General features: G+C 53.0%; 26 protein-coding genes and 1 pseudogene. 2 read left to right on the top strand and 25 right to left on the bottom strand.

The window, feature by feature from the left end; genetic code table 11:
* Positions 1–2: 2 nt before the first annotated feature.
* From ACIP6T_RS24380 to ACIP6T_RS24350, 7 genes are read right to left on the bottom strand one after another with little or no spacing between them, the layout of a single operon-like run.
* Positions 3–1,538 (bottom strand): TIGR03752 family integrating conjugative element protein, encoded by a 1,536-nt coding sequence (locus ACIP6T_RS24380; protein WP_400459801.1) that lies wholly within the window; start codon positions 1,536–1,538, stop codon positions 3–5.
* Positions 1,528–2,442: a TIGR03749 family integrating conjugative element protein gene (locus ACIP6T_RS24375; protein WP_400459798.1), complete on the bottom strand. Its 915-nt coding sequence runs from the start codon at positions 2,440–2,442 to the stop codon at positions 1,528–1,530. Before ACIP6T_RS24375 ends, ACIP6T_RS24380 begins: the two co-directional genes overlap by 11 nt.
* The gene (locus ACIP6T_RS24370; protein WP_400459795.1) at positions 2,442–3,098 is read right to left on the bottom strand and encodes a PFL_4703 family integrating conjugative element protein; all 657 of its coding nucleotides are present in this window, start codon (positions 3,096–3,098) and stop codon (positions 2,442–2,444) included. The genes ACIP6T_RS24375 and ACIP6T_RS24370 overlap by 1 nt, the downstream gene beginning before the upstream one ends.
* Positions 3,095–3,460, bottom strand: a complete 366-nt coding sequence (locus tag ACIP6T_RS24365; protein WP_337024505.1) for a TIGR03750 family conjugal transfer protein — start codon at positions 3,458–3,460, stop codon at positions 3,095–3,097. The genes ACIP6T_RS24370 and ACIP6T_RS24365 overlap by 4 nt, the downstream gene beginning before the upstream one ends.
* A gap of 13 nt (positions 3,461–3,473) precedes the next feature.
* Complete coding sequence (locus ACIP6T_RS24360; protein ID WP_400459791.1) at positions 3,474–3,863, bottom strand: TIGR03745 family integrating conjugative element membrane protein; 390 nt, start codon at positions 3,861–3,863, stop codon at positions 3,474–3,476.
* Positions 3,864–3,894: 31 nt separating this feature from the next.
* Positions 3,895–4,137, bottom strand: a complete 243-nt coding sequence (locus tag ACIP6T_RS24355) for a TIGR03758 family integrating conjugative element protein (RefSeq protein WP_265303248.1) — start codon at positions 4,135–4,137, stop codon at positions 3,895–3,897.
* On the bottom strand, positions 4,137–4,472 hold the full coding sequence (locus ACIP6T_RS24350) for an RAQPRD family integrative conjugative element protein (RefSeq protein ID WP_400459788.1): 336 nt from the start codon (positions 4,470–4,472) through the stop codon (positions 4,137–4,139). The genes ACIP6T_RS24355 and ACIP6T_RS24350 overlap by 1 nt, the downstream gene beginning before the upstream one ends.
* Before the next feature lie 381 nt (positions 4,473–4,853).
* Between ACIP6T_RS24350 and ACIP6T_RS24345 the strand changes: the two genes are divergently transcribed.
* A complete protein-coding gene (locus ACIP6T_RS24345) occupies positions 4,854–5,534 on the top strand; it encodes an SOS response-associated peptidase family protein (protein WP_400459785.1) in 681 nt (226 codons plus the stop codon).
* A 224-nt stretch (positions 5,535–5,758) separates the two neighbouring features.
* Here ACIP6T_RS24345 and ACIP6T_RS24340 read toward each other — a convergent pair whose 3' ends face one another.
* Positions 5,759–7,201 carry an IS1182 family transposase gene (locus ACIP6T_RS24340; protein WP_400460116.1) on the bottom strand — a complete coding sequence of 481 codons (1,443 nt, stop codon included), beginning with the start codon at positions 7,199–7,201 and terminating at the stop codon, positions 5,759–5,761.
* Between the two features lie 707 nt (positions 7,202–7,908).
* Here ACIP6T_RS24340 and ACIP6T_RS24335 point away from each other — a divergent pair.
* Positions 7,909–11,550 (top strand): hypothetical protein, encoded by a 3,642-nt coding sequence (locus tag ACIP6T_RS24335; RefSeq protein ID WP_400459782.1) that lies wholly within the window; start codon positions 7,909–7,911, stop codon positions 11,548–11,550.
* A 222-nt stretch (positions 11,551–11,772) separates the two neighbouring features.
* Here ACIP6T_RS24335 and ACIP6T_RS24330 read toward each other — a convergent pair whose 3' ends face one another.
* From ACIP6T_RS24330 to ACIP6T_RS24250, 17 genes and pseudogenes are all read right to left on the bottom strand, one after another.
* On the bottom strand, positions 11,773–12,546 hold the full coding sequence (locus ACIP6T_RS24330) for a TIGR03747 family integrating conjugative element membrane protein (RefSeq protein ID WP_400459780.1): 774 nt from the start codon (positions 12,544–12,546) through the stop codon (positions 11,773–11,775).
* Positions 12,539–14,638, bottom strand: a complete 2,100-nt coding sequence (gene traD, locus ACIP6T_RS24325; protein ID WP_400459777.1) for a type IV conjugative transfer system coupling protein TraD — start codon at positions 14,636–14,638, stop codon at positions 12,539–12,541. The genes ACIP6T_RS24330 and traD overlap by 8 nt, the downstream gene beginning before the upstream one ends.
* On the bottom strand, positions 14,635–15,204 hold the full coding sequence (locus tag ACIP6T_RS24320) for a restriction endonuclease (RefSeq protein WP_400459774.1): 570 nt from the start codon (positions 15,202–15,204) through the stop codon (positions 14,635–14,637). Before ACIP6T_RS24320 ends, traD begins: the two co-directional genes overlap by 4 nt.
* On the bottom strand, positions 15,201–15,707 hold the full coding sequence (locus ACIP6T_RS24315; protein ID WP_400459771.1) for an integrating conjugative element protein: 507 nt from the start codon (positions 15,705–15,707) through the stop codon (positions 15,201–15,203). The genes ACIP6T_RS24320 and ACIP6T_RS24315 overlap by 4 nt, the downstream gene beginning before the upstream one ends.
* Positions 15,708–15,709: 2 nt before the next feature.
* On the bottom strand, positions 15,710–16,339 hold the full coding sequence (locus ACIP6T_RS24310) for a lytic transglycosylase domain-containing protein (protein ID WP_400459769.1): 630 nt from the start codon (positions 16,337–16,339) through the stop codon (positions 15,710–15,712).
* Positions 16,318–17,043: a TIGR03759 family integrating conjugative element protein gene (locus tag ACIP6T_RS24305; protein WP_400459766.1), complete on the bottom strand. Its 726-nt coding sequence runs from the start codon at positions 17,041–17,043 to the stop codon at positions 16,318–16,320. The genes ACIP6T_RS24310 and ACIP6T_RS24305 overlap by 22 nt, the downstream gene beginning before the upstream one ends.
* Positions 17,044–17,053: 10 nt before the next feature.
* Positions 17,054–17,821, bottom strand: a complete 768-nt coding sequence (locus tag ACIP6T_RS24300; protein ID WP_400459763.1) for a DUF2275 domain-containing protein — start codon at positions 17,819–17,821, stop codon at positions 17,054–17,056.
* The gene (locus ACIP6T_RS24295) at positions 17,818–18,465 is read right to left on the bottom strand and encodes a pilus assembly protein PilL (RefSeq protein ID WP_400459760.1); all 648 of its coding nucleotides are present in this window, start codon (positions 18,463–18,465) and stop codon (positions 17,818–17,820) included. The genes ACIP6T_RS24300 and ACIP6T_RS24295 overlap by 4 nt, the downstream gene beginning before the upstream one ends.
* Positions 18,466–18,593: 128 nt before the next feature.
* Complete coding sequence (locus tag ACIP6T_RS24290; RefSeq protein WP_224934840.1) at positions 18,594–18,842, bottom strand: DUF2442 domain-containing protein; 249 nt, start codon at positions 18,840–18,842, stop codon at positions 18,594–18,596.
* Positions 18,826–19,067: pseudogene (locus ACIP6T_RS24285) on the bottom strand (DUF4160 domain-containing protein). Before ACIP6T_RS24285 ends, ACIP6T_RS24290 begins: the two are co-directional and overlap by 17 nt.
* Positions 19,068–19,127: 60 nt before the next feature.
* Positions 19,128–19,736: a single-stranded DNA-binding protein gene (locus tag ACIP6T_RS24280; RefSeq protein WP_400459757.1), complete on the bottom strand. Its 609-nt coding sequence runs from the start codon at positions 19,734–19,736 to the stop codon at positions 19,128–19,130.
* 56 nt (positions 19,737–19,792) lie between these two features.
* Positions 19,793–20,275 (bottom strand): STY4534 family ICE replication protein, encoded by a 483-nt coding sequence (locus tag ACIP6T_RS24275; RefSeq protein ID WP_400459755.1) that lies wholly within the window; start codon positions 20,273–20,275, stop codon positions 19,793–19,795.
* 328 nt (positions 20,276–20,603) lie between these two features.
* Complete coding sequence (locus ACIP6T_RS24270) at positions 20,604–22,667, bottom strand: DNA topoisomerase III (RefSeq protein ID WP_400459752.1); 2,064 nt, start codon at positions 22,665–22,667, stop codon at positions 20,604–20,606.
* 14 nt (positions 22,668–22,681) lie between these two features.
* Entirely contained in the window at positions 22,682–23,236 is a 555-nt protein-coding gene (locus tag ACIP6T_RS24265) for a hypothetical protein (protein WP_400460113.1), read from the bottom strand.
* Between the two features lie 10 nt (positions 23,237–23,246).
* The gene (locus ACIP6T_RS24260; RefSeq protein ID WP_400459749.1) at positions 23,247–23,960 is read right to left on the bottom strand and encodes a PFL_4669 family integrating conjugative element protein; all 714 of its coding nucleotides are present in this window, start codon (positions 23,958–23,960) and stop codon (positions 23,247–23,249) included.
* Positions 23,961–24,184: 224 nt separating this feature from the next.
* Positions 24,185–25,369 (bottom strand): STY4528 family pathogenicity island replication protein, encoded by a 1,185-nt coding sequence (locus ACIP6T_RS24255; protein ID WP_400459746.1) that lies wholly within the window; start codon positions 25,367–25,369, stop codon positions 24,185–24,187.
* Positions 25,370–25,443: 74 nt separating this feature from the next.
* A partial coding sequence (locus ACIP6T_RS24250) for a hypothetical protein (protein ID WP_400459743.1) occupies positions 25,444–25,630 on the bottom strand: 187 nt, incomplete at its 5' end.

The following is a 25,630-nucleotide window of genomic DNA, read 5'->3' as shown; positions in this document are numbered from 1 at the left end:
CCTCAGTCCAGTCCGCCGGTGCTGCCGTCTTCGCCTGGCAGGGTAAAGTCATATCGCACGCGACGGCCCTTATCTTCGTAATCGATCGCCAGCTCGCGGGTAATGTGTACGGCCAGTTTCGCCCCCGGCTGCACGTAAATCGCGTCAAACGTCTGGCCGTATCGCTGTTTGACCCACTCGGTGATTTCATCCGAGCTGCCTGAAATCGCCTTGCCCAGCACGGCCTGCCCGGCGTCGCCGGTCAGCGTCGAGGTCACCCCGCCGTAGGCGTTTGTCTGACTTGTCGTCTGGTTCTGACCGATGGCATCACCCGCCGCGCCGGCTGCACCCAGAAGCCCGATCGTTGGCAGATAGCTTGAGGCATTCGATTTGCGCGTGCCGGAGATGCAGGGGATCCCGTTTTCATCTGAAATCCAGCCGATGCCGCCGCTGGTGCCGGTCTCTTTCCCGCCGTTCTGGTTGCTGTTATTGCCGCCTTTGCCGCTGCGGTCCGGTTTGGGCAGAGTACGAACCGTGCCATCGGTGAACACAAAAGTGACGCTGTTGACCTGACCGCGCACGCAGGACAGGGTCCAGTCACCTGAGGCGGTTCCGGAGACGATTGCCCCCTCCACGTCCGGCAGCTCGATGCCGTTGGCCGTCAGGTTGTCTCTACCAATCAGCACCTTGAAAGGATACGGGTCGGTGACGGTGCCATTAATCGGCACGCGGCCGAGCAGCGCCGTCATCGCACGACTGCCGATGAGCGTGGAGTTTTCAGGCAGCGTATAAACCGGTTCGGCTTCGTCTTCAGCGCCTTTTTCAGCCGTCGAGCCCTTGACCTGCTGCTCGTAGCTGGCTTTCTGTTTTGTCAGGGCGTTTTCGCTGAGAAAGGATGTCGGGAATCGGGACTCTCCGGCGCTGTTTCCGGCACTGCCGCTGTTTTGTGCTGAAGAGGTGGCGGGGCTGTCCTGCGGCGTCACCCACATCAGGCCATCGCTGCCGGAGGCCGGGGCACTTCCGCCGCCGGCCCCCATGCCGTCGAGACCGAGCCCCAGCGGAATATCGCCGTCCTGACCTTTTGCCTTGTCAGCAAGACCTTTGCCGGCATTCTGCAGTTTATTTGTGAGCTCGTTGAGTTTTGACGTCAGGACGTTCTGCTGCTGACGCATCTGGTTCTCACGCTCGTGGTAATTTTTTTCCACACCCTGCACGGCTTCATTTACCTGACCGGACACGTTGGCATTGCGCTCGCGCAGCTTTTCATTTTCGTCCAGCAGCCTTGCATTCTGCTTGTTGAGTGAATCCTGCTGCTGACGGACGGCGTTAAGCGAGCCAACGATCGTTTTCAGCGTATCCTGTGGGGTGTCGCCCTCGATGCCGAGCGCCTTGAGCTCCTGGGGTGACAGGCTCTTCAGCGCATCATCGGTCTGCGCATGGGCTGCCTGTGCAGCGGGCTCCTGCGGCTTACTGCTATAGCTTTTCAGGGCAATAAAGCCGCCTCCGACCAGAATGGCCGGGATCATCACTTTGACCAGCCCGTTTGACTTAATTTTCATAACGGATCACCTTCTGAGCCGGACGGGAAGCGGCCTTGCGGACAGTGGACGGCTCACGCACAAAAGCGTCATCAGGACGCCCTGACGTGACGAGGTAGAGCGTGGTGGTATCTTCCGGTGTACCGGCTGCACCCAGCCAGCGATGCTGAAAAGTGGCCGTGACAAACTGGCCCTGCAACTCACGCGGATCCAGAATCACTTTACCGGAAGAACTGTTGCGGATCCGGAGGGCAACAACGGTGCGCCCCGCCACGCCCCAGCCGGCAACCGGTGACACGGTCACGGGGGCAGAAGGGTACAGCGTGGTAATGCGTGATGGCAGGTGCGGATTAACAGGGTGTATTCCAGGCACGGCTTCAACGGTGCGTACCGGGGCATAGAGGTTCTGGGCTGCATAGCGCGTCAGCAGGACCGGAATCGGTGCCTTGTAGCTTTTTTTGCGTTTCGTCTGCGGGGTGCTGCGCTCCCCGCCGGATTTCTCACCCGTGTTGCCAGCTGCGCTGCTGACCGTGCTGACGTCACCGCTGTAAATGATTTTAACCGGCTCGGCAGACGCAGCAGCGGTCGTGCGAACGTCGAGCAGGATCACTTCACCGCTCTCCATGTCCTGCAGCTGCAGGCGGTTTTGCGGAAAATCACTGTCGGCTTTGAGATACACCGCGCCGCCGGTGCTCTGCACGCGCAGCTTGCCGTTCAGCGCCGGGGGAAACCCGACGCGCACGTTTTTATCAACGAAGATCACGCGCTCCTGACCGGTTTTCAGCGGTATCTGCAGCGGCACGCGTTCCCATTTCATCAGTTCATCGGCCTGTGCCCGCGAGGCGTGCATTGCGACTGCCGGCAGCAGTGAAAGCGACAGCGCGACAAGACAGGCGCGGGGGCTAAGGGTAAATGATGGCGTCATCAGAACATCCCCTTATTCTTCTGTTTTGGTTCTTCAGGCGCGGCAGACAGGCGTTGCGGAATACCCTCATAGCAGTCCAGCGCCATGCCAAACGGATTCGTTTCAGAGTCACCGTCCCAGCGCACGACTTTCAGGGGATAACGCACCATGGCGCGTTTTACCGGTTCGGTGAGGTAATATTCATCAGCAACAAGATCGAGTTTCACGGTCCAGTTATCGCGGTCGATAACCTTCACGCTGTCACCGGAATAGCCGCGACCAGGAATTTCGTACACCACGCGGACTCGATCGGTGAGCTCATTTTTTTCACCGCGTACCTTTGCGTCCTCCTCAAGAAACGCTTTGCACTGCGGCGTCAGATACGCAGAGAGCGACTGAATGCGGGCGGGATAATCCGCCTTACCGTTCTTAGGCCAGGCGTTGAGCTGCTGGAAGATGTAATACGCGAAGCCATAAACGGTTGGCGGCGGGATCTCCCACCACGGGCGCGTACTCCCTTTGCGCAGGTCTGGCGGGTTATGGATGGTCAGCTTTTTAGGCGTTCTCATCCAGCCGCCCATTGCGGTCACCAGTAAGAGCAGCAACACGACGCACGCCGCCCGCAGGGTGAAAATATGCTGATCGCGGCCCTTAACCGCGTGGCGAAAACGACTCATTTGCTACTCCTGAGGTTTTTGCTGCGTTGCAAGGACCAGCCCCGCGAGTGAATGATTAAACTGATATCGCCCAGCCCCATGCGGCACTTTTTCAGTTCAAATTGCTGCCAGAGATAATTTTCCGGTTTTCCCCTTTTTTTGCTGGCGAGCCATTTACCGCCAAAAGCAATAAAAACAAGGGGAAAGAGCAGCGTGCCGGTTGGAATAGCAAGCCAGCCAAACAGGAAGGCGAAGGGCAGTGAAAGGACAAAGCCGGATAGCACGCCAGTCAGCGCCGCCAGACCTAACTCGGGGGTATTAAACCCCCGAAATACGACTGGCTCAGCGTTCAGGCGATCCGGTAAGAATTTAATGGTCGCCATCGGGATATCAGCCTTACGCGATGACTTCTGCGGACTTGCCCAGCAGCCAGATAACCGCAACCAGCATCACCACGCCGACGACAACAATGGAGCCAAATTTAGTCCAGGAAGCGCGGTCATTGCGCACCTCACCGAAGGTAACAAGGCCCGCTTCCGCCACCTTGAAGAATGCAAATCCACATAACACAAGCCCGCCCAGAACCAGCCCGTCCTGTACGTGACCGCTGAGCGTGCCCATCAGGCCCGTGCCCGTGCCGCTGGAGGTCGGACCTTCCACGGTCGGCAGGTCGGCTAAAGCCGGTCTGGCGGCCACGGCACTTAACATGCCGGCCGTCAGGATACGCGCCCGGGCTGATTTAGCTTTAGCGGTTACGCGGGTTACTGCAGATTCAAATTTAGACATGATTTCACCTGTAAATAGAGTGGGTTAAGGGTTAACTGCAAAACATCCAGATACTGACGACTAACAACAAAACTGAGCGGACAATGGCTCTGCCCATGACACCTTCCTTCAGCCGCTGACTGGTCCAGCCTGAGTAAACGTCAACGATTGCCCATGCTGCCCAGAAGAAAAGAAAGGCGATCAGCAGCCCGAGACAGAGCAGGTGCAGCAGATTCGGTTCCACATTTCCCGACGCCGCTTTAAAGGCGGCTTCCTGTGCAGCGGTCATCGCCATCAGGGGCGCTCCCGGCGGTAATTTCCCGCCACGCCAGATAAATCACGGGGCTGAGCACGCGTGGGTTCCAGATAGCGGTCAATGCCGGCGCTGATCGTTTTAAGGTCGCCGTTTGCCCTTTGGTAATCGAAGAAATAGCGGCCACGTTCCGATGGATCAGCCTGTGCTGCGGCAACCCGCGCCCGTTCCAGAGAAGCCTGCACCTGGACGATCATCCGCTGCGCGGATGCCAGCTCGTCTTTCTCAGATGCTGATACAGGAGAGGACGCGAGTGTGATCAGGCCCAGCACACCGCCGCATAACAGAAGTCGTGTTGCCGGCCGAAAAGATTTCATATGTACCTCCAGTGGTTATTGAATGCGGTAAGCATGCGAAATCCCGGCGTCGGGTTCAGCCGTTAACTCTTTTTGGAAAAATAAAAATTTAGAGGTCAGCGCGAATGCTGACTGAAGGGGTGCCAGATACTCGTGTTTGTTATAACTAAAATGAATTACTGACGCGGCGCTATGCGCCTCGCCTGCTGACGGCCGGCACCTGAAAACCATTTTCAGGTGCCTCCGTCCAGCTCCGATGTAGAAAACGGGAGAACATTAAATTAATTACCGAATGAAAAATTAAAAGCGGGTTCACTCGCTGATTTCGGCAATAGCTCAATGCATAGTGAATCAATGCGCAGCATGCCTAGACCGCTATCATTTATAGAGGGGGAAAAGTCTATGTGTGGAAGGTTTGCGCAGTACCAGAGCCGTGACATCTATTTTGACGCTATCGGCGTTAGCGACACCGATTACATACAAGACCCGGAATCTATCGCGCGTTATAACGTAGCGCCGGGCACAAACGTATTGCTCCTGAACGAACGTGAGCAGCAACTGTGCCTCGATCCGGTTTACTGGGGTTACGGTCCTGAGTGGTGGAATAAGCAGGCCCTTATTAACGCGCGCGTCGAAACGGCAGCATCAAGTCGAATGTTTAAGTCGCTATGGGCCAATGGCCGCGCGATTGTTTTTGCAGATGGTTGGTTTGAATGGGTAAGAGGCGAGGAGAAGAAACAACCTTACTTCATTTATCATAAAGACCACGCCCCGCTGTTCTTCGCAGCGATCGGTAAAACGCCGTTTGATGACCCGCACGGCCACGAAGGTTTTTTGATTGTGACGTCGGCCAGCAGTGATGGCATGCTGGATATTCATGACCGACGTCCACTTGTTTTGTCGGCAGATTCCGTCCTGGAGTGGCTGAATGAAGACACAACACCAAAGCTGGCTGAGGAAATTGCGAAGGACGCGGCATTACCGGTGAGTGATTTTAACTGGCACCCTGTCAGCACCCGCGTTAACAGCCCCAAAAATCAGGGCAAAGAGCTCATTGAACGCATTAAAACCAGCGACATTTAATTGTAGATAGCCTGTAAACTTCCGTTAGAAAAAGTCCGCTATGTGCCCAGGCTGTGTATAAACTCGGTTTTTGCAGTATCTGGGGACTAACACTAGCCAGGGATGCAAGATATTCCTGATATGGACCGTATTCGCAGTGATTTGTATGTAGAGGCAAAACGAGGCTTTGTGCTGGAAATTGAGTACTAATGACCTGTTATTAGGGGTTAAAGCGGCCATTGCCGCTAGTTGCATCGTTCTCGCAGCATAATGGCCAGTCCTTCGGTACCCCAGATGGACATCATTCTTTTCAGGTTATAAGCCAGTACATGCAGACTGATTTCTGTGCTGACGTTTTTAAACCTTTGCGTCAGGAAGTGAGTCGCTCCCATCCACATTTTAATTGTCCCGAACGGATGCTCTACCGTTTGCTTTCGCACGACAGCTGTTTGTGGCGATGCATTAAGCCTGGCTTGCATGTCTTCCATTTCTGCTTCATGAACCCAACGCCTTATCCGTCTTGGATCGCGTTTTGATGTGGTGCATCTTGACCGCTGACTGCAATCGCGACAGGCAATATTGTTAAAGTACATTTGCTGTTCTAAACCATCCTCAACCATCGTAAATCGGTTCTGAAGCTCGTTACCCATCGGGCAAATATAAATATCTTTTTCCTGGTCATATTTGAACAATGAACGATTGAAAAGACCTTTACGGTCAGCGCCAGAGGTATCGCCTTTTGGTACTAAGGCTACGGCACCTAAGTCCTGCGTTGCTTTAATATCTCCCCGGCTGTAATAACCTTTATCAGCCAGTACGGTAATATCCGCTTTGCCAACAGCGTTCTGCGCTAATTTTGTCACCGATGTTAGCTGCCCACGGTCTGGTGTATTCGTTACTTCATGCGCAACAATCAGGTGATATTTAGCATCAACAGCAGTCTGAACGTTATAACTAACCTGGCGGTTAACATTGTTTATCTTCATTAGCCGGGAATCAGGATCTGACAGTGACAGCTGCTTATCAGGGTGCTGCACAACATCATGCTGGATTTTCTTGAGTTCTTTCAGTCGTTTTTGGAGCCATGCCAGTTTTTCAGCGGTTGAACCTGCACCTTTATCGGGCTCCGCAGCCTTGTCAGCTTCATCGAGTTTATTCAGGTAAAGAGCGATACTTTGCTCAACCCTTTCGATGTGGCCTTTTGTTTTCTGGGGCGTGAAGTTGTTCGATTTGCTGTTTACCGCCTTGAACTTACTACCGTCAATGGCAACCACTACATCGGTGAACATCTGCATCTGCCGACACAGATCAATGAAAGCCCGACAAGCATTTTTGATGCCTTTACCATTGTTTTTTCTGAAGTCTGCAATGGTTTTAAAATCAGGCGTTAATCGTTCAAGTAACCACATTAATTCAACGTTGCGATGGGCTTCTTTTTCTAACCTGCGGGATGACTGAATTCGGTTGAGATATCCATAAATGTACAGCTTCAGCATGGTTGCGGGGTGATATCCAGGCCGCCCAGTTTGTTTTGCATTAACGCGCTCGAAGCCAAGTGCATCAAGTTGTAATTCATCAACAAAGACATCAATAACCCTGACAGCGTTGTCTTCTGTGACAAAATAATCAAGCACTTCAGGGAGCAACGTCACCTGATATCTGCCTTGGCCTTTAATATGATGAGTCATATCTGCGCCTGCAATATTTAATCGTATGATTATAATTTTATTAAATAAAGTATGCTGCTGCATGGGTTTATCAAGAATGGTTGATCATATTAAGCCACTGCTTAGACCAAAACGTGATCAGCAGTTTTCACACAGCCTGTGCCAGGAGCGGACGTTGCTGACAACAATCTGTATTGTTCAACGGAGGAGCTGTTCATAGACGTTAATATCTCAACTTTAAAATCTTGGAGATCAGTTAGAAATATCAAATATGTCACACATCCCACCATTGCAAAATGATGCCCATAATTTAACTACTCTGTATCTCTAATTATACATTTCCACATTTGTCTGGCCACCCCATGTATTGCCAAATACTTTACATGATGGATATATCGTCGACGATGTTAATGACCTGTTCAACAATATTTCACCGTCCTTAGATAACGATTGCCACGTAATGAGATTGAGCACACGTTATAAAAATGAAGTGTTGATTTCCTATAGCAACATGCGATTATAAGAGTAGGAAATTGACGCATAGCAAAACATTGACTGGAGACTTTTTCCATCACACCGTGAGAAAATTATCATGTTCTAAGGTACTGCCTTTTCCCAGCCTAACCTGCACGACTGAAACTAATAATTAATGAAATATTCGGGTGTAAGGGCGACATAATTCTTTTCACCGGCAGTGGACGATGTTTACATGGAGAAAATTTATATACATGATTTATAACAACAATTCCGCATCTGATAAGCCATGGGAACTGATTCCTCTCACGCCTGAATACATAGAGGCAGAACATTTTAGATATGTCGCCGCTATTGAAGAAGCACTTGCATGTAAAGATATTCGCAATATTGCGTTATCCGGTAACTATGGAGTGGGCAAGAGTAGCATATTGCAAGAAGTTGCTCGGCGCCAAGATGGTCGTGTAGTTGAGATCTCTCTGTCTACGTTATCGCCAATTGAAACCTCAAAGCTTGATGATTCAGTGCCAAAACAGGCGACAACGCCAACGAACAGGATCCAGCAGGAAATCGTCAAGCAAATGCTGTATAGAGAGAAACCCAGTAAAACACCCGGTTCACGGTTCAGACGAATTGAGCGCTTTCGTTGGCAATGGGAGTTTGGTACTGCAGCGCTACTGGGATTTGTTTTCAGTATTATTTTTCTGCTGACAGGTTGGACAGCGCAGATTGTCTCCGCTGTTCCGCCAATGAAAGACCTCGGCACGTGGGTGCATGCAATCATTTTTGGAATGGCGACAGGAAGTTCATTCCTGGTACGAAAACGCTTTTATGGGAAACTGCGTATCAAACAGTTTTCTGCTGGGGCAGCGACGGTTACCTTGGATGACAACTCCGTTTCATATTTTGATCAGTATCTCGATGAGATCGTCTATTTTTTTGAGGTATCGGAACGTAATGTAGTTATTTTTGAAGATATTGACCGTTTCAACGACTCGCATATTTTCGAGACACTTCGTGCGTTGAATACCTTACTCAATTCTTCTCCACAAATAAAAAAAACCATTCGCTTTATTTATGCTGTTAAAGACAGCATATTCGATGCTATTGCCCTGAAGGAGGAAGGTAGAAAGCTTGAAGCAAGCGATATTGTATCCAACGATCCTGTTCTATTAGAGGTAGTCCGTGCGAACCGCACGAAGTTTTTTGACTTGATAATTCCGGTGGTTCCCTTTATCACACATCGGAGTGCCCGCAACTTGGCCATGAAGCAGCTGGGACAGACGGGGCATAAAATTGCACCTGAACTCATAGACTTGGTGGCTCAGTTTGTACCGGATATGCGTCTACTTAAGAACGTTCGCAATGAGTTTATTATCTTTCGAGACAGAATTTTTTCAGGTGATGGCGAGAAACTTAAACTTAATGAAACCGAACTCTTTGCAATGGTGCTCTATAAGAACACGCATTTGACAGACTTTGAGGCGATAAGACTCGGAAAGAGTAAGTTGGACACTCTCTACAAATCCAGCCGTGAGATAGTCACCAATAATATTAGGAAACTGGAGGATGAACGAACAATCCTGCGTCAGAGGCTTGAGATGGTCGATGGAACTGCCTCACGCTGTGAACAATTAGGTGAACTTTTACTCGCGCATATAAAGCGAACAGCTGAAGCAGTTGAGTTCCCGATCCAAAATGCGTCATATACATTCAATGGCACTGCATTAAATCCAGATGAACTGAAAGGTGCTCAGTTCTGGAAAGAATTCGCTTCAACAGAAAGTAACGTTAAACTCAACTTCCGCAATCGGCATGGGCAAACCATGAATTTTTCACGGAATAGCCTGTCAGCAGCGTTGGATAACACACTTGACGTAAGGCTCTGGGATGAAGCAGACCGTGAAATGTTGTGTGAAGAAATTCTACTAAGAACTAATAACATCAGATTCTTACGTAGCGCTGACCTTAATGCTTTAATTAAACGTCCTGAATTTCTAATTAATGAGCAAGAGACAGACCAGTCACTTGAGAAAGTCGCGAGGTCGCTGTTGAAATCGGGTCTAGCCTATCAACTCGTCCGCGCGGGTTATATCAACCGCAATTTTACCCTATACACATCTACATTCCATGGTGATCGTGTCAGTACTGCCGCCACTAACTTTATCATCCATCATGTAGAACAAGATCTGATGGATGTTTATTTTGAGCTTGAACCTGAAGATGTTGACGCGGTGGTTCGTGAGAAGGGACAGGAGTGCCTGAAAGAGTCAGCTTTGTACAACATAGCCATCCTCGACCACCTACTGGCCACTGATCCCAGTCTTGCTGATATCATGATTCAATCTTTGCTGGATTTCCGTGAGAATGCCGAAAAATTCATACAAGCATATCTCGAGAGCGGAGAACGCCGCCCTCTATTTATTCAACAGTTTACGGCTTTTTATTCCAAGATAATCCCTTATCTTGTGAATCAGACAATGCTTGATGATCTACACCGTTTGCAGTTTGTGAATATTGCTTTGTCATATCTTCCATCAATTAAGCAGCGAACAGATTCCTCTGCATCGACTTACCTTCTGAGGCACTATACTGAATTCAGCATAATGACGTCTGAGTCTGCTAATAAGTCACAAGCAGAACGGATAGGTACTCTATTCTCTGACTCTCATATAATTGTTCCTCGTCTGCATCCTTTGAGCAGGCAAGTTCGAATATCTTTGATATCACACAACTTATATGAGGTCACATTTGAGAACTTGACAATTGCTATCAATAACACGAGAAGTGTCGCACTTGACGTTATCTTGTCCGAAAACCAGAAGGTTTATCGCTATGTACTCGTGCATTTAAGCGCCTACCTAGAGTGCATCAATGATTTGTCAGCCACAATTGATGACACCGGTAATTTCATTGAAATAATCCAGGACGTTCTTGAACTGCACCCAACTCTACTGAGTGATGTTATCGAGCATTCATCTTCTAATTGTGTAGTTGAGGAACTCTCAGAAGTATCAGTAGATGCATGGCCGTTGCTGGCTAGACATTGCCGATTCCCTGCAACGTTTAATAATGTGAGTTGTTATGTTGCGGCTTTGGAAAAGGTCGATGAAAATCTGGCAAAGATATTGACGGCATCGGGAAGTATTACCGAAATTAATTCAGATGACGAAGATGCAAAAAACGCACTGGCAGTCGCAATTTTGGGAGCCAGTCAATGGTTACCGTCTGCATCTGTAAGAGTTGAACTGGTCAGGAGTCTGGAGTTAGAGGAATATATTGATGTTAATGATGTCATGGCTGAAACCGGTGAACTGTTCGAGTTATTGCTCCAACAAAACATGATTCTGGATGATGTGAGTGCCTATGAACACCTTTCTGAGATGGACTGGCCTACAAAAAGTTCTTTCATTTGCGCGTCCCAAAAATTCTCAGAATATATGACACCAGAATTGATTCATAACGATCTGGCAGCGCTATTACAAAGCGATGCTGTCGATCTCGAAATAAAAAAACGTATTGTCGAAGAAGCTTCTGCATACTTAGAAGTAGCCGGTCCGGAAGGTACTGACGAACTAGCTCGGTTCGCCTCGGAAAATGGCCTAATATGTCAGCCATCCGTAGTTAACATGATGGCGCAAGGTGGAGCATCAACGAATTTTATCATATTGCTTCTGGAACCTCATTTAGACTCGATGAGCCGCGAGTTACTCTTTTCAATCCTTAAATTACTTGGTGGCGATTATCCTGATTTGACAGAAGTTGGCCATGATAAACCGCGCATTCCAAATACGCCTGAAAATCGCGCATTACTTGAGCATCTTAGACAGGAAGGTATTGTCGGGAAGTATGATGTGAATGAGTCACCGATCAAGGTAAACAAGAGGTATAAATAATGATGACCTTTGCTCATTCAAATGCTGGCTGAAGGTAACTGTCAGCCAGCAGAGATGTAAAGTCGCAGATAATCCTGAACCTGCGTCCCGTTGATACACACAGAATGCTTTTAGCAATGTCCGCAGATCGCTCATTACCGCCGTTCACTGCAACACAAACTCTGTCTAATTTATCTTCGTTAAAACCCAAGCCTGCATTACGCAGGCCTGGGTCTTAGTTGGTCATATATATTTTTTAAACGATGCGGTTGTGACCGTAATGGTGAGCCCCAGCATTAACGCGGCTGGCAGCAGCAGCAGGTTTGGATAGACCGCTGAAGGCCATGACAGGTAGGCCATTACCGGCAGATACACGGCTGGTTTAATCAACCTTTTCGCACGGTGGTAAAGAAACGACGACTCATAGCCGGCTCCGAACCGACGCAGGTCTCGCCGGCCGAGTCCTTCAACCAGAGCGACACAAATCACCAGAACGAAAAGCGGCACAGACAGTGCAATGATAGTCACGCGGATCAGGGTCACGATGGAGACATATACCGTTGCCAGCATGTACTGCTGAAGATAGTTCCCCAGCCAGCTGCTGGCCCCTTTAAGGTTACGCGATACCTCGTTTCCGCTATTCATCTCAGCCTTATAGGTATCCTGTAACCAGCTGATGATTCCACTGTCAACAAACGCCCACTGATATGCATAAGTCACCCAGCGCGTTACCGTTGCAGCTGGCTCGGAAAGTAACAGGCTGCGTGTAAAATCAGAAGACAGATAGCCAAACTCGGTATTCATCACCGTCTGGCTGTGCGTAGCCCCCATTTCAGGCCAGAAAAACGCGATCCCGACGTATTCAATGACAAGACTCAGCATCAGTGAGGCCAGAATCACGCCGATGAGTTTCCACGGCCAGCCCCATGCCAGGTTATAGAGCAACCCGTGCTCGCGAGGCTGCACGGGTTGTTGCTGCGGATATTGTTGCGGTGCGGTACGACGTGCCTCAGCCATGATTATCTCCCTTCACTGGTGCGATTGCTGAACTGCGGCTGTCCCACCATCCTTCACTGCTGTGATAGTTGCGTCGCATATCTTCGGCCAGACGCGCGATATTTTCAGGCATATGAATGTCACCGGCATCACCCGCCGGCAACGGCATCCGGATTTTCCAGAGCTGACCGCCTTCAAGCAGCGCGAACGCCTGGCCTTTTGGCAGCGTAACGATGTCGGAAGGCTCCAGCAGCGGCACTTTGATGGTGCCCACGCGGTCCTGCGTGCTGGAGGTAAAATCATGGTTTACGGTAACGTCAGCTGAATCCTGATGACCTGAGACCAGCGTTTTACTGTAGATTTCAACCTGCGGCAGCTGTGAGGTCAGCAGCTCGGCCGTCCGGTTCTCCCTGACGCGCAGCATAATCAGGTTGTTGAAGTTACCCTGAACCTGAGAGGTTTTGGCGGCGCTCCCGATCCGGGCTTCAATATCGGAGGACGTCTGCGTATAGGCCGTCACCTGCATGCCCGCACCGCCCCCTTTATTGATGAGGGGGATAAACTCATTGCCCATCAGTTCGTTAAACTCATCGCAGTGCAGATTGATGGCGTCCTTGCCCTCTTTAGATCCGGGCAGGCCGCCGTTGATACCGTGCTTGTAGATATGGCCGGCCACACTCACCAGGTCGGCAAACATGCTGTTACCCACGGCGCTGGCAACCTCGCTGTCGCTGAGCGCATCGAGTCCCACGTAAACGATGCCTTTTTTACGGATCACCTGTTCCCAGTCAAAAATGGGGCGGGGATCGTCCATATTCAGGTAATCAGGCGAGAGCAGCTCTGCCGTTTTGCCGGTGGTCAGTTTTTCCAGCAGCGGCAGCAGTGACGCGACAATTTTATCAAAATAGGTACGGTCATAGCGTACCGCAGAGCGTAGCCCGTCCAGTATCGGGTCATAAAGCTGATTGCCGGCGTCCGAGCTCAGCGCCACCTCAACGGCCCAGATACGTACGGCTTCCGGCTGTCCCTGCATGGCACGCGGTACGTCATCTTCACTGAAGGCATTGGCATTATTTTCGATCTGGCTGTTCAGTTCCGGCAGCTTCTCGGTGATAATTTTTTCGGCGTAACGCAGATAAAGGTCAGCGATGTTGTTCACGTAGCGGGTAATGAGGCTGTAATCCGGACGTTCCCCAAGCGCGACCAGCGCCCGGGCAACAATATTCACGAATCGCCAGGCGAACTCGCGAAACGCGGCGCTGTTCCCTTCGCCGCTGAGCTGGCCGGCTACGCGGGTCGCGACTTCCGATACGCGCCCGAAGCGCCCCACGGCGTTATAACGCGCGGAAATGTCAGGCCAGCCGAGGTGGAAAACCGTCAGCTCATCGCCCCGCCCTGCCCGGTGCGCTTCCGCCCAGACCCTTTTAAGCAGGTCCGCATCCCCTTTGGGGTCAAATACGATGGTGACGTCCCCGCGCCGTATATCCTGGGTGATCAGCAATTCAGCCAGACGCGTTTTCCCCACGCGGGTGGTGCCATAAACAACCGTATGGCCGACGCGCTCACGTAAGTCGAGCGTGACGTCACTTTCATCCGGTTCAATGCCATGAATGGCCGGATTACCCCCGACCGGCGGGAGCGGGCGAACGGGATTGAGCGCCGTATCGGCACTGAGCAGTTTACCGATCGCCGGCAGACTGTTTTCCGTTGCCTCCTCAAGCTGGCGGGTAAGTTGATAGAGCCTGGAGGGTTTCAGATAGTGGGCCACCTCCGGGCGCAGCGTATCGCGCAGGCGCTGGGTGTGTTTCTGAGTCCAGCGAAACCCCCTGCCCATGAAGAGCCGGCGCTTACTGACGGGGATCTGCTTTGACGTCATCACATAACGCGGCAGACGGCGCAGATTACGACGGTAGCGAACGACTTGCATTCCCTGACGCGCGCGCACGGCAGACAACACCGCAAATCCGCCGGCGGTCACGTAGCTGACGGAGGGCGCGAGAGCCACCGCCCAAGGCGCTGTGATGCAGACCACGGCGGCGGTGCCGGCGGCGACGGCCGTATTCAGCTCCACGGCGGGGCGCAGAAGCGCTTCAATAACGTATTTATCACTCACAGAGAAAAGTCCTCGAATGGTTTGCCTGCCAGCAGCGCTAAAAGACGGTGCCCGCTGATAATCATCAACTGTTGTGACCCCCTGCTGACAGCCCGGCTTTTCTGGCCCGTACGGCCGGTATGAATAAACAGGCCTCGCAGCCCCATACACATCAGTACCGCTTCAAAATCTCGTACGTGCGCCGGTGTAATGGACCGACTGTAGCGTTTGGCCTGAATCAGCCAGCACTCGCCGTTAATATGTACCTTTCCGTCAAGGCCGCCGTCTCCGCTGTACGACGCATTACGCTGTACGGGATACCCCTGACGTTCAAGCGCCAGCAACAGCAGCTCCTCAAAGACATACGGATTAATTTTGCGCAGATAGGCCATGCGCTGCCCGTCACCGTTAAGTTCGCCGAGACGGATATACACGCGCTCAGCCGTCGCGCGATAGCGCTGGTGCCGGCATTCACTGGCCGTCTGCCGGCGAAAGCGCCAGAGAAGATAAATAATGACCGCCAGCAGAGCAGCCAGCAGAACCGGATTCCCCATCAGCAGGGCAGCAACATAAGGGGCAGATATCACTGCGGCACCTCCTGAGACAGTCCACTGTCCGTGATAAGCACAGGGTAATGGGTCAGCTGCAGGCGGCGGGCGAGTTCAGATCCCGATGAGGGGGCCAGCTGAAGGCCGGGGACCAGGCGACGCAGTTCAGCAAGCGACGCCGGGTTATCGATGTTCACAATCATTCCCGCCGCGTTTCTGGCCGCAAGCTGCTGTGCGTTGTGCGCCAGCCACTGACGTGAATAGCCGTCATCGCCGATGATGAACAGCGAGCCGATACCTGGCAGCGACAGCGCCCGGGGGGCAACGTTGCCCGGCGACATTTCAGGTGTTGTCACGGGCAGCATGGCCGCTTCGCCCTGCGCCGTTGGTGCGGCAGGCGGTGGCGGCGCGTCCTGCCGGTTGACGGCGTCAAAAACGGCCTGCGTGCTTTGCCCGCCCAGGTCTGCGATAACGTTGAGCTCAGCGAGCGCAGCGGGTGAGAAAACAATAATTACGGTAATGATGAGTGTGTTCAGCGTCATGATCACTGACTCCGTGGGTTTATCCAGACGAGGCCGGTATCCGGCACCGATGCGGATGCTGTCTGTTCTACGGCAGTCGCCGCCGGCAGATGCGGCGAAGACTGAAGCAGGGCGAGTTTGGTTTTAACGAATGCGCGATACCGGGCTGCGGGTGCGCCGCCTGCGGGATGGTGATAGCAGCCGGCCGCGTCAAGCCAGCTGCCGGGCTTTCTGTCCCAGCATTCGCGCAGAATGGTGGCAGCGGCGTTGAGATTCTTGTAAGGATCCAGCGCCTCCCAGGTAGAGGAGAATCGCTGGCCGTTCCAGCCGAGATTCACTTGCGCAATGCCGACATCGATACGCTTGAGGGAGTGCGTTTTGATGAAAACCTGCAGTGCCTGCCAGGCTTCCAGGCGGGTTTTATAACGATATCCCTTCCCCGCGACGTTGAGTGTCCACGGCCACGGGCGTTCGCCCTGCGGCAACCTGCGGGAAGACTCCTGCAGGCTGACCGAATAGAGCGACTCCGCCGGCACGTTGTGAACCTGTGCCACGCGCACGTAACCCTCAGGAACAATCTGTTTGTCATCGCCGAATGAAGAAAGTGAAACCAGCAGCAGCGCCGCGCCGGTCAGAATGCCGCGACTTGCCATCCGTTTTCCCCTTGCTGCAGAACGACCGGCATCATACCGTTACCGAACCGCATCCAGCGGCCGCCGTCATGATTCAGCGTGACCTGCCGGCTGCGTACCCTGTCCAGCGGGATATGATGATCTTTCGCCCAGCCGCGCAGTTTCCCGTCATCCCCCTGGCTGTCCACAAGGTAGATATCAACAGGCCTGTTATCGGCTAACACCGCCGCCAGGCGGGCGTCACACTGCCCGCAGCCAGCGGATTTCACGAACAGTGCCAGCCGCCCGCCGGTGTCGTGGGCAATACCGGCCGCATTGCCCATGTTGACCGCGAGGGTTTCAGGGTAGAGGCGCTTCCAGGCGGCGGTGACTTCACGCTGAAAATCCAGCTCTTTTTGCGTGCGGGCAAACTCTTCCCTGACCCATTTTTCTGCGTATTTTTTACGTTCAGCCAGACTCCGCGCCTCAATACCGAGTGTTGAAAGCGGGTCAAGCCCCGGCGACTGCGTACCGCGCGGACCTTTCATCAGGCTCTGATAGCGCTGATAGTCATCCTGACTCAGCCCCCACTGACCGGCCTGCTGCTGCAGTTCCTGCACGCTGCTTTGCTGCACGCTCTGATTCGAAGCATCAACCGGTTCGCCCCTGGCATTCACAACCTGGATATTTGCCTGTGCCGAACAACACAACATAATCGCCGCAAGACTGAGTATTTTTAGCTTCATATCACCTCCATTAGCGAACGTTGACAGTAGTTATGCGTCCGTTCACGCGAAATTGCGCCTGCCCGTAGCCGGCATTGACCAGCGTCCAGCCATTAACGGTCTGCCCCTCACCAATAAGGCGGATTTCAGACAGTGAGCTGAATCCCGCCGGCGCAATTGCCGCAAACGACGCCGCCCCCCGCTTTTCTACGCCGGTCAGCACAAAGGGCGCTTTACGCGCCACGTTTCTGACGGTTTTATGCGGATTAGCGGGTGCCGGCTTTTTTACGACTTTTGTCGCTTCAGGTTCCGCCGTGGCCTGCTGCGCTTTCTGAGGTGCGTTTTGTAGCGCGGTAACGGCCTGGTCCAGTTCAGCCTGCCGGCTCTGCAGTGACGTCTGCGCCTGATTCAGCTCACTGAGCGACTGGCGAATCTGACTGACTTCCTCAGGTAATCCTCTGGCGGACCAGGCTTCGAGAGACTTCTGAACGGCATTAAGCTGATCCTGCTGTCGTTTGATCGCCTCACCCTGCGCGTTAATGGTTGCCTGAACAGGTTCAAGGTCAGTCTTCGCCAGTGCCTGGGTGTAAACCACGTTTTGCTGCTTCTCGACGTGGCTGAGGCGGTTTTCCTGCGACACGCCGCTGCGAAGAGAAACAAAAGCCAGAAAAATTGCAGCAGCCGAAAGCGCAAACTGTCCTATTGCAGGCAGGTGATGCTTTATGGTGCTGAACCGGCTACCTGATGACGGAATAACGTCATCAGCGTTCTCATCAGGAAAGGAGGTTTCTGTTGTCATTTTGTCAGCCACCCTCCGTGAGCAGGCTGCGCCTGAATGGGACGGGGACCAATGACCTGAGAGGGACTGGTGGCGGATGACGTGGCTGCAGCCGGTGCGTATGCGCTGGCAGGGCGCGGCGGCAGCTGCGTCGCAGGCAACTGATAGCCGGCACGCAGGCTGTGGCAGACCACGCGCTGCACGTCATCCACTTCCAGCTCCCATGCGGGCCCCGCCAGCACCTGCAGCGCGGTGCGAAGACGCATCGGACCCAGCTGGAACTGGACGGCCGGCAGCGGCTGACGATACAGCACGCCGTTGGCCGGTCCTGTCTGACACAGCGAGTAGCCAGACTGCTTCAGCGCATAACGCATTGCATCGGCTACGGTTGGCTGAACTGAGGAAGGAATACGCACATCAATAATCTGCGAGAGGGGGTCGCGTTGTACGGCCTGAGGATCCGTACTGACAAGCAGGTAGCGATCGTAGCGAACCACCTCGGGCGTCCGCGCGTAAACATCATCAGCAGATGTCTGGACGTTGCGGGTGACGCTGACCGGGGCAACCGGTTCTGCAGGTGTCCGATCCTGCAGCTTCTGGGGCTGCTGAATACACCCCGTCAGCAGCGCAAGCGGTAAAGCGGCAAAGACGGCATTAAATTTCATCTGAAAAGTTCCTGTACAGTGTGAACAGGCATCACTGTGCGCAACTCTTCAACAGGCTTCTATCAACAACTCTTTTTGCTTTTTCAAAAAAAAACGCCGACCGGAGTCAGCGTTTTTTATCAGCACTTTCAGGCAACCTGATGGGGCGGGTGCGTGATGTCACCACGGCCGCTTAACAGGCCATCAATCGAAACATCTTCGTCCAGTGCGTCCCAGTGGATCCCACGGGGAGACAGTTCATAGTCATTCAGCTGTTCGGCAGACGCGTTGCAAAGTCGGGGAAACCAGGACAGCGGCACACCGATTATTCGCTCGTCTGACAGTTCGACCCACATGATGCGGTCATCGAACCGAACTTCCTTAGCTGAAATAGTCATTCCAGGCCTCCAGAAGCAGGGGTTGGTTTAGCTTTATCAGTATTAGCAGTTCTTTTACTGTCCGGGAATCAAATCCGTCATTACGCGCCAGTTCACAACGGGTTCCAGCCAGAACTTTGCTTCAGTGCCGGCCTTCATCACATGAATGTGAGCAGGTTCGCGCGGATTGCCTTCGTTGGAATAGAAAAAGAACCGAAAACCGTTCAGCCTAAGTATGACAGGCATCGTCAGTAACCTTTAAGGGATTTGGTGAAATTAACTGCAGCGGCAAGAGGCAGCGGCGGTTCAGAGAGCGCCTGCGGCATGTTTTGCGATACCGTAACCGTGTCCGAGGAAAGGTATGTCATCATCCCACCCCCCTGCAGGTTGCGACTGTGACGCAGGCTGCTGCGGAGCGGATTGAGGAGCACTGTGACGCTGCGATCCCCGTTTTTGGTTTCCCTGCTCTCTGCCGCCTTTCGGCTGCTGAGCGGAGGGTGGCTGTGACGCCGGCTGCTGTGGCTGGCCCCAGCCACCGCTGTGTTGTGGTTGATCGCTATTCTGTTGACGTCCCCCTAACATCTGCAGGGTGCCGCCCACGTTCACAACCACTTCCGTTGAGTATTTGTCTTGCCCGCTCTGGTCCTGCCATTTGCGGGTGCGCAGCTGTCCCTCAATATACACCTGAGAACCTTTGCGAAGGTATTCACCGGCAACTTCTGCCAGCTTGCCAAACAGCACCACGCGATGCCATTCAGTGACTTCCCGGTTTTCACCGGTTTGCTTATCGCGCCATGACTCTGACGTTGCCAGTGAAAGGTTAGCGACCGCGCCGCCGTTAGGCATATAGCGGATTTCAGGATCCAGTCCGAGATTGCCGACCAGAATAACTTTGTTTACGCCGCGAGAGGGCATAAGCATGCTCCTTCAGGGAAAGGCCTGCTCAGAAGAGAGCAGGCTTTGGTGAACAATCAGAATGAGTTTTCGGCGTAAGCTTGCTGCTGAGAAGCGGCATTCTGCGTCGGATGGGGTTCAGCGCGTTCAGTCTTGAAGACCATGTCCTGGCCTATCTTGATCCAGTCCACCTTAATCAGGCGGGCTTTCAGGCTGACACGACTTTCACCGGCATGCTCACCATTTTTCAGCTGAAAAATGTCGGTTGACGGGTTACTCAGTACAAAGCCAATCAGCACTTTCTTGTCTTCATCCACCGCCTTCTGACAGCGGTTAATGAGGCTGCTGGCTTCTTTGCCGGCAACCGTGACGTCGAAACGCACGTAAGAAGGGCTGTCGGCCGGACCTGACAGTGCGTTGATCACGCAGCTGATAAAGGTGCCAGACTGAGCATTGACCTGCCGCACGTTGCTGAGATAGCCCAGTCCGTTGATGGTCAGGTTGAAGTAGTCTTTTGATTTACCGGTGTTGCTGGCATTTGAAGTGTTGTTTACAGACATGATGTTTTCTCCATGGAGGTCAAAAAAGGTTCGACGGAGAAAACTTCTGCCCGGACGGGAGAAGAATTCCCGTCGGGGAGTCAGAATCAGCTAAATTCTGACTGTCTTGATAGTTGAATGAACCTTCATCGCCAGGCAGTAGGAGCCGTAATTGACGATATCTGCTTCCAAAGGCGAGCAGATGTACCACACTAATGTGTTCTCCCTTGCAGGCTACAGGAGTGTTATGTTCAGCCACCCGAAGGCGATTCTCTCAGGCCAGGAATCATTGGTGGTCGTCAGAGACGACAGGTAAGCCCGTTCATTTTTAAGCCAAATATCGCGGCTGTCAACCTTTCTGACTCGTCAGATTGAGACTTGCTGGCGCAGAAGCCGGCGCTTTTCGACCCCGGCCAGCCCCCCGGGTTTTACCCGCCGCCTGACGACGGTTTTTACGGTTTGCCTCACCAATGATCCCCTTACAGTCCGGATACTTCATGCAGCCCCAGAAATTGCCCTGTTTGTTCTTGCACAGCCGGGTCGGGCCACCGCAAATCGGGCAGACAGGGCCGGTCAGTGCCGTGACGTTGAAGGCAGTCGCCCGCCCTTTTTCGATAAGATGCCGGGTCCACTGGCTCTGCTTTTGCATAAAATCGCTGAGCTCACTTTTCCCCTGGGCGATATCATCCAGCGCCTGCTCCCAGAGGGCCGTCATGCCGGGGCTGGTCAGTGTTTCAGGCAGTGCGGCGATGAGCTCGTGCGCCATCTGAGTGGATAGGATGAACTTCCCCTTTCTCTCCAGGAAGCCCCGCTTAAACAGCGTCTCCAACACGCCGCTGCGCGTCGCTTCCGTCCCCAGCCCGGCATTCTCACGCAGCACCTTCCTTAGCTGGGGATCCGTGACCAGGCTTGCCGCGTTTTTCATGGCCGCTATCAGCGTGCCTTCGGTATGGTGCGGCGGCGCTTTGGTCATATTATCTTTAACGACCGCACCGGTAATCGTGCAGGCAGCGCCCTGCTCAAGTGCAGGCAGCTGCGCTGACGACTCTTTATCACCGTCAGCCTCCGACTGCTCTGCGTTAAAGAGTGATTTCCAGCCGGTGTGGATAATCACGCGCCCCCGCGTGCGGAAAAGCTGATTACCGATGTTGAAGGTGGCATCCGTCACATCGGTTTCCTGCAGCGGCATAAACTGTGCCAGATAATGCAGCCGGATAAGCGAATAGACTTTGAGCTCTTTTGCATTCAGTTTTGCTATTTCGAACGGCTGCCGCGTGGGAATAATCGCATGGTGCGCCGTAATTTTTTTGTCGTTCCAGACGCGCGAGTTGAATGCAGTATCAAGTTGCGCAATCTCAGCGCTGATTGTCGGGTCCGAGCGCTGTATCGCATCCAGCACGGCGCTGGCCTCCGCCCGCATCGAAAGCGGGAGATAGCCGCAGTCGGTACGTGGGTAGGTCGTCGCTTTGTGTTTTTCATACAGTGACTGGGCGATAGACAGGACCTCATTAGCCCCAAAGCCCCATTTGCGGTTGCAGGCCTCCTGAAGATCGCCAAGAGAAAAACAGAGCGGTGCCGGGGTTTTATCGCGCTTTTTCTCAACGGAAATCACGCTGCCGGATCCGGCTTTCTGGCAGAGCTGCCCGACAGCCTGTGCAACCTGCTGATTCACGCAGCGATTTTCACTGTCGCAATATTGCCCCGCCGCAACCCATTCGACTTCAAAGGCAATCCCGTCCTTTTCCAGCTGTGCCCTGACCTTCCACCACGGCTGTGGCGTAAAGCAAGCAATTTCATGATCCCGGTTAACCACAATGGCGAGCGTGGGCGTCTGAACGCGTCCAACGGAATACACCTCTGATACGCCGGCTTCACCGGCTTTCACGGTATAAAACCGGGTCAGATTCATCCCGATAAGCCAGTCAGCCCGCGCACGACCGATACCGGCCTGGTAGAGTTTTTCGGTTTTTTCACCCGGCAACATTTCATTCAGCGCTTTTTTAATGCTCGCTTCGTCAAGCGCGGAAAGCCACAGCCGGCGCACGGCACCGCTGTAGTGGCAGTATTCCATCAGCTCACGCGCAATCACCTCACCTTCCCGATCGGCGTCGGTTGCAATGACCACTTCACTGGCCTGCTTCAGCAGTTTTCTGATGACGCCAAACTGATCGGCAGTGTCTTTCTTGACGGTCATCTGCCAGCGATCCGGAATAACGGGCAGCACTTCCGTGCGCCACGGTCGGCCAAACTGTTCACCATACGTTTCAGGACTGGCCGTTTCCAGTAAATGCCCCACAGCCCACGTCACCGTGATGTTACCGCCGGTGATACATCCCTGCCCGCGCTGGCTGACCCCCAGCACGCGGGCAATATCTTTGGCCTGAGAGGGTTTTTCACACAGATAGAGCTGCATGCGGGTCTCCGGTATTAGCGTGTCTGACCAGAGGCAACCTGGCGGACCTGATTCAGAACGTTATTGAAATTGCTGCCGGTCAGGTGCGACGGGACGGGCGATTTGTACGTCACATACACCCGCGTTCCTGTACCGTTCTTTTCGAGCTCGATGTCCATATGATCGTTGTCGCCAACGTCGCTACCCATGCGATAAGAACTTCCCGGAACGGCTTCCCAGACCGGATGTGCATCCTGAATGGCTGCCGCACTCCACCGGCTGTTACGATCTTTTGAACGGATGCGTTCAATCTCCTCAGCGCTGACATAGCCATAATGTCGCTTCAGGCGTGCAGCGGCCGTATCGATATCAACCGGCACGCTGAACTGTTTGCTGGTACTCTTCCCGGCAGAGCCAGAGGCTTTGGTCAGCACCGGCATGCCGTTGCCGGAGTCCATTGAGTCCACGTTATCGCCGCGCAGCGTTTTGCTGATGCTGAAAGCGGTATCGCTGATGTTTTTATTGATGCTGGCTAAATCAGAGCCCGCACAGCCGCTAAGCAGGACGCAGACAGCGCCTGAAATAATCATCCGTTTCAAATTAGTTGTCCTCAGAGGTATCAGCAGTAAGTGGAGAAAATGAAGAGCGTTTCTCACCAGACATCACTGCCGGATCGGGTTCACCCAGACGCTTGATGGCCGCCAGACCCCGCGCGGTTTTATTACGGATATCCTCGTAGGTCACCGGCATGCTCAGGTAATTCTGGATAAGGCCGTACACCACACGAACAGCTTTACTGCCTGTTTCAAGGAACTGATCGCGCTGCGAGCGGTTAATCAGACCGTAATGGAAAGCCCCAAACGCTTTTAACGCCAGCTGGTCGTAATGAACCAGCAGCCAGACGCAGCGATACCCCAGGGGTGACCGGCTGAACACATCCAGATTGAGCGGTTCGGAAGAGGTGACGTCTGAAATGGTGATGCCGGCCGGAATGGCTGCGGTAATTTTTGCGATAATCCTGACCTGCTCCTCCACCTTTTTAGTCGCCAGCCTGATGGCCTCTTCAAGGTTGACCAGAAACTCGTCACCGTAGGGATTGCCTGCCGCTGCATCGCGACCTGCATATCCAGCCCGCGCGATAGCTTCCGGCATGCCAGGGATTTTGTGGCGATATTCCTTATTGTCTTTTTCATCAGAGCGATTTCGCCCTTCCCAGAGCCTGATTGCATAGTGTGAATGCAGCTCAACAGTCAGTGTGGATACCAGTCCGCCAGACCGCCGGGGCGAGGTTTGGGGAGATGTCTGTTCGGCCATAGCTGTCTCCTGATAGGCAAAGGCTTCTCTTTAAGTCAGTGGCGATCCTCATTCCTGAAAGGACCGTAAACAATGCGAAATCAGATTTTCAAAAATGAAAATTTGTTTTCTAAAAAAACCAGTTCAATTAATAACCAGTGTTGCACGGTGCAACATTGCCTATTTTTTAACCAGTACTGCACGGTGCAGCGCTGTATATTTTATATACACCTGCCAACGCCAGCTCATTTCCTCTGAGGTCCAACAGACTCACGAAGACTCTGTAATATCACTCTGACGCGCTCGTCACTGCAGGACTTCCTGTTTTCAGAAGCAGAAGGCCTGAAGGGCCGTAATTCCGGGCGTGACGCATGGCCGGGGTTATCTGATACTTTCGTCCCGCTTTCAGCAGGATAAAGCGTCCCCTGCCGGGCCTTTTTGAGCACGGTCAGCAGCCAGCCAAGCGGGTTTTGCAGGCTGCCTTCACGCTGCGCCCGGATAATATTCGACAGGACCAGCGCAGATCTCTCAGCCGGTAACGCCTGCAGCTGGCGATTAACCATCTCCCGATCTTCAGGTTTCAGCAGGGATGCGAAATTGTCGGGCAGACAAACCGAATCGTTTACGTATGTTTTATCTGTATTAGTAGTAAAGCTACGTACGTAACTGTTCGGATTCCGAACCCGGCCGTTATGCCCCTCGCCACCTCTGAGTTCGGATACCGAACCCGGCTTCTGAGCCTGCACATTTAAGCTGAGTTCGGAATCCGAACCCGGTAAATGACTCGTCGGTTCGGGTACAGTCCGGCAGGCCAGCTCTTCAGGACTCTGAACGGCACCCAGCCGAGCATTTAACATTTGAAGGTGGCTGCGGTGGTGAGCCATTGCGGGATCCAGCCGAATTTCACTGATGACTGATTTCGCTGTGGAACTGATGGTGCGGTTGCTACTCAGGCAGGCTTCCGCAACGGTTTTGAGCCAGTGCGGATCGAACGTTTCTGCGTCACAAAATGACAACGGCTCATCGTGTTGCGCATAGATGTTGCCTCTTACCCTACCCTTTTCATCCCTGACGCGTTTGCAGAGGCTTAGCCAGCCAGTGATGCGAAGCATGAGGAGTATGCGGCTGATGGTCTCTCTGGACGCTTTGCCTTTTCCCGGCGTTGCCAGCTGCAACTGCAGCTCTTCATAGGAGGGAAAAACGGCACCGTCATTGCTCAAAGCGTGCAGGCGGATGATTATCCAGCCCATTTTGTCTAGCGGAGAGAGGCGTGGGTCCAGAAGCAACCGGCGCGGCATGGAATCATGTATGTTACCCGTGAATAACAGACCACCACGGACACAGTTGTTTTGCTCTTCCGGCAAACACGCCAGCCGATCGATTAATTTATTGACTGCCTGATGGATAAGGCTGTCATCCGGTAATGTCATTCTTCACCTTCTGAATACAAAAATGCTGAGCACTGTGCCACTCAAGGGGCAACGCTCAGCATTCTGGCTATATTTCAGTTGCGCATAGCCGTGTTATAGCGCTCATGATTCATCATCTCCCAGGTGCGCCCTTCATCGCGGCTGATCAGCCGCCAGAACGGACCAAGATCGATCTTGTAATAGCCGGTTCGGTTTTCATTCAGACGTTTATAGTTACGCTCACCCTGCCAGAATCGAAGCACCGCGCGGGTCGCTTTTTTT

It is taken from the genome of Pantoea sp. NPDC088449 (assembly GCF_044753225.1).
GTDB classification, from domain to species: domain Bacteria; phylum Pseudomonadota; class Gammaproteobacteria; order Enterobacterales; family Enterobacteriaceae; genus Pantoea; species Pantoea floridensis.
This window is presented reverse-complemented; position numbering and strand designations above follow the sequence as displayed.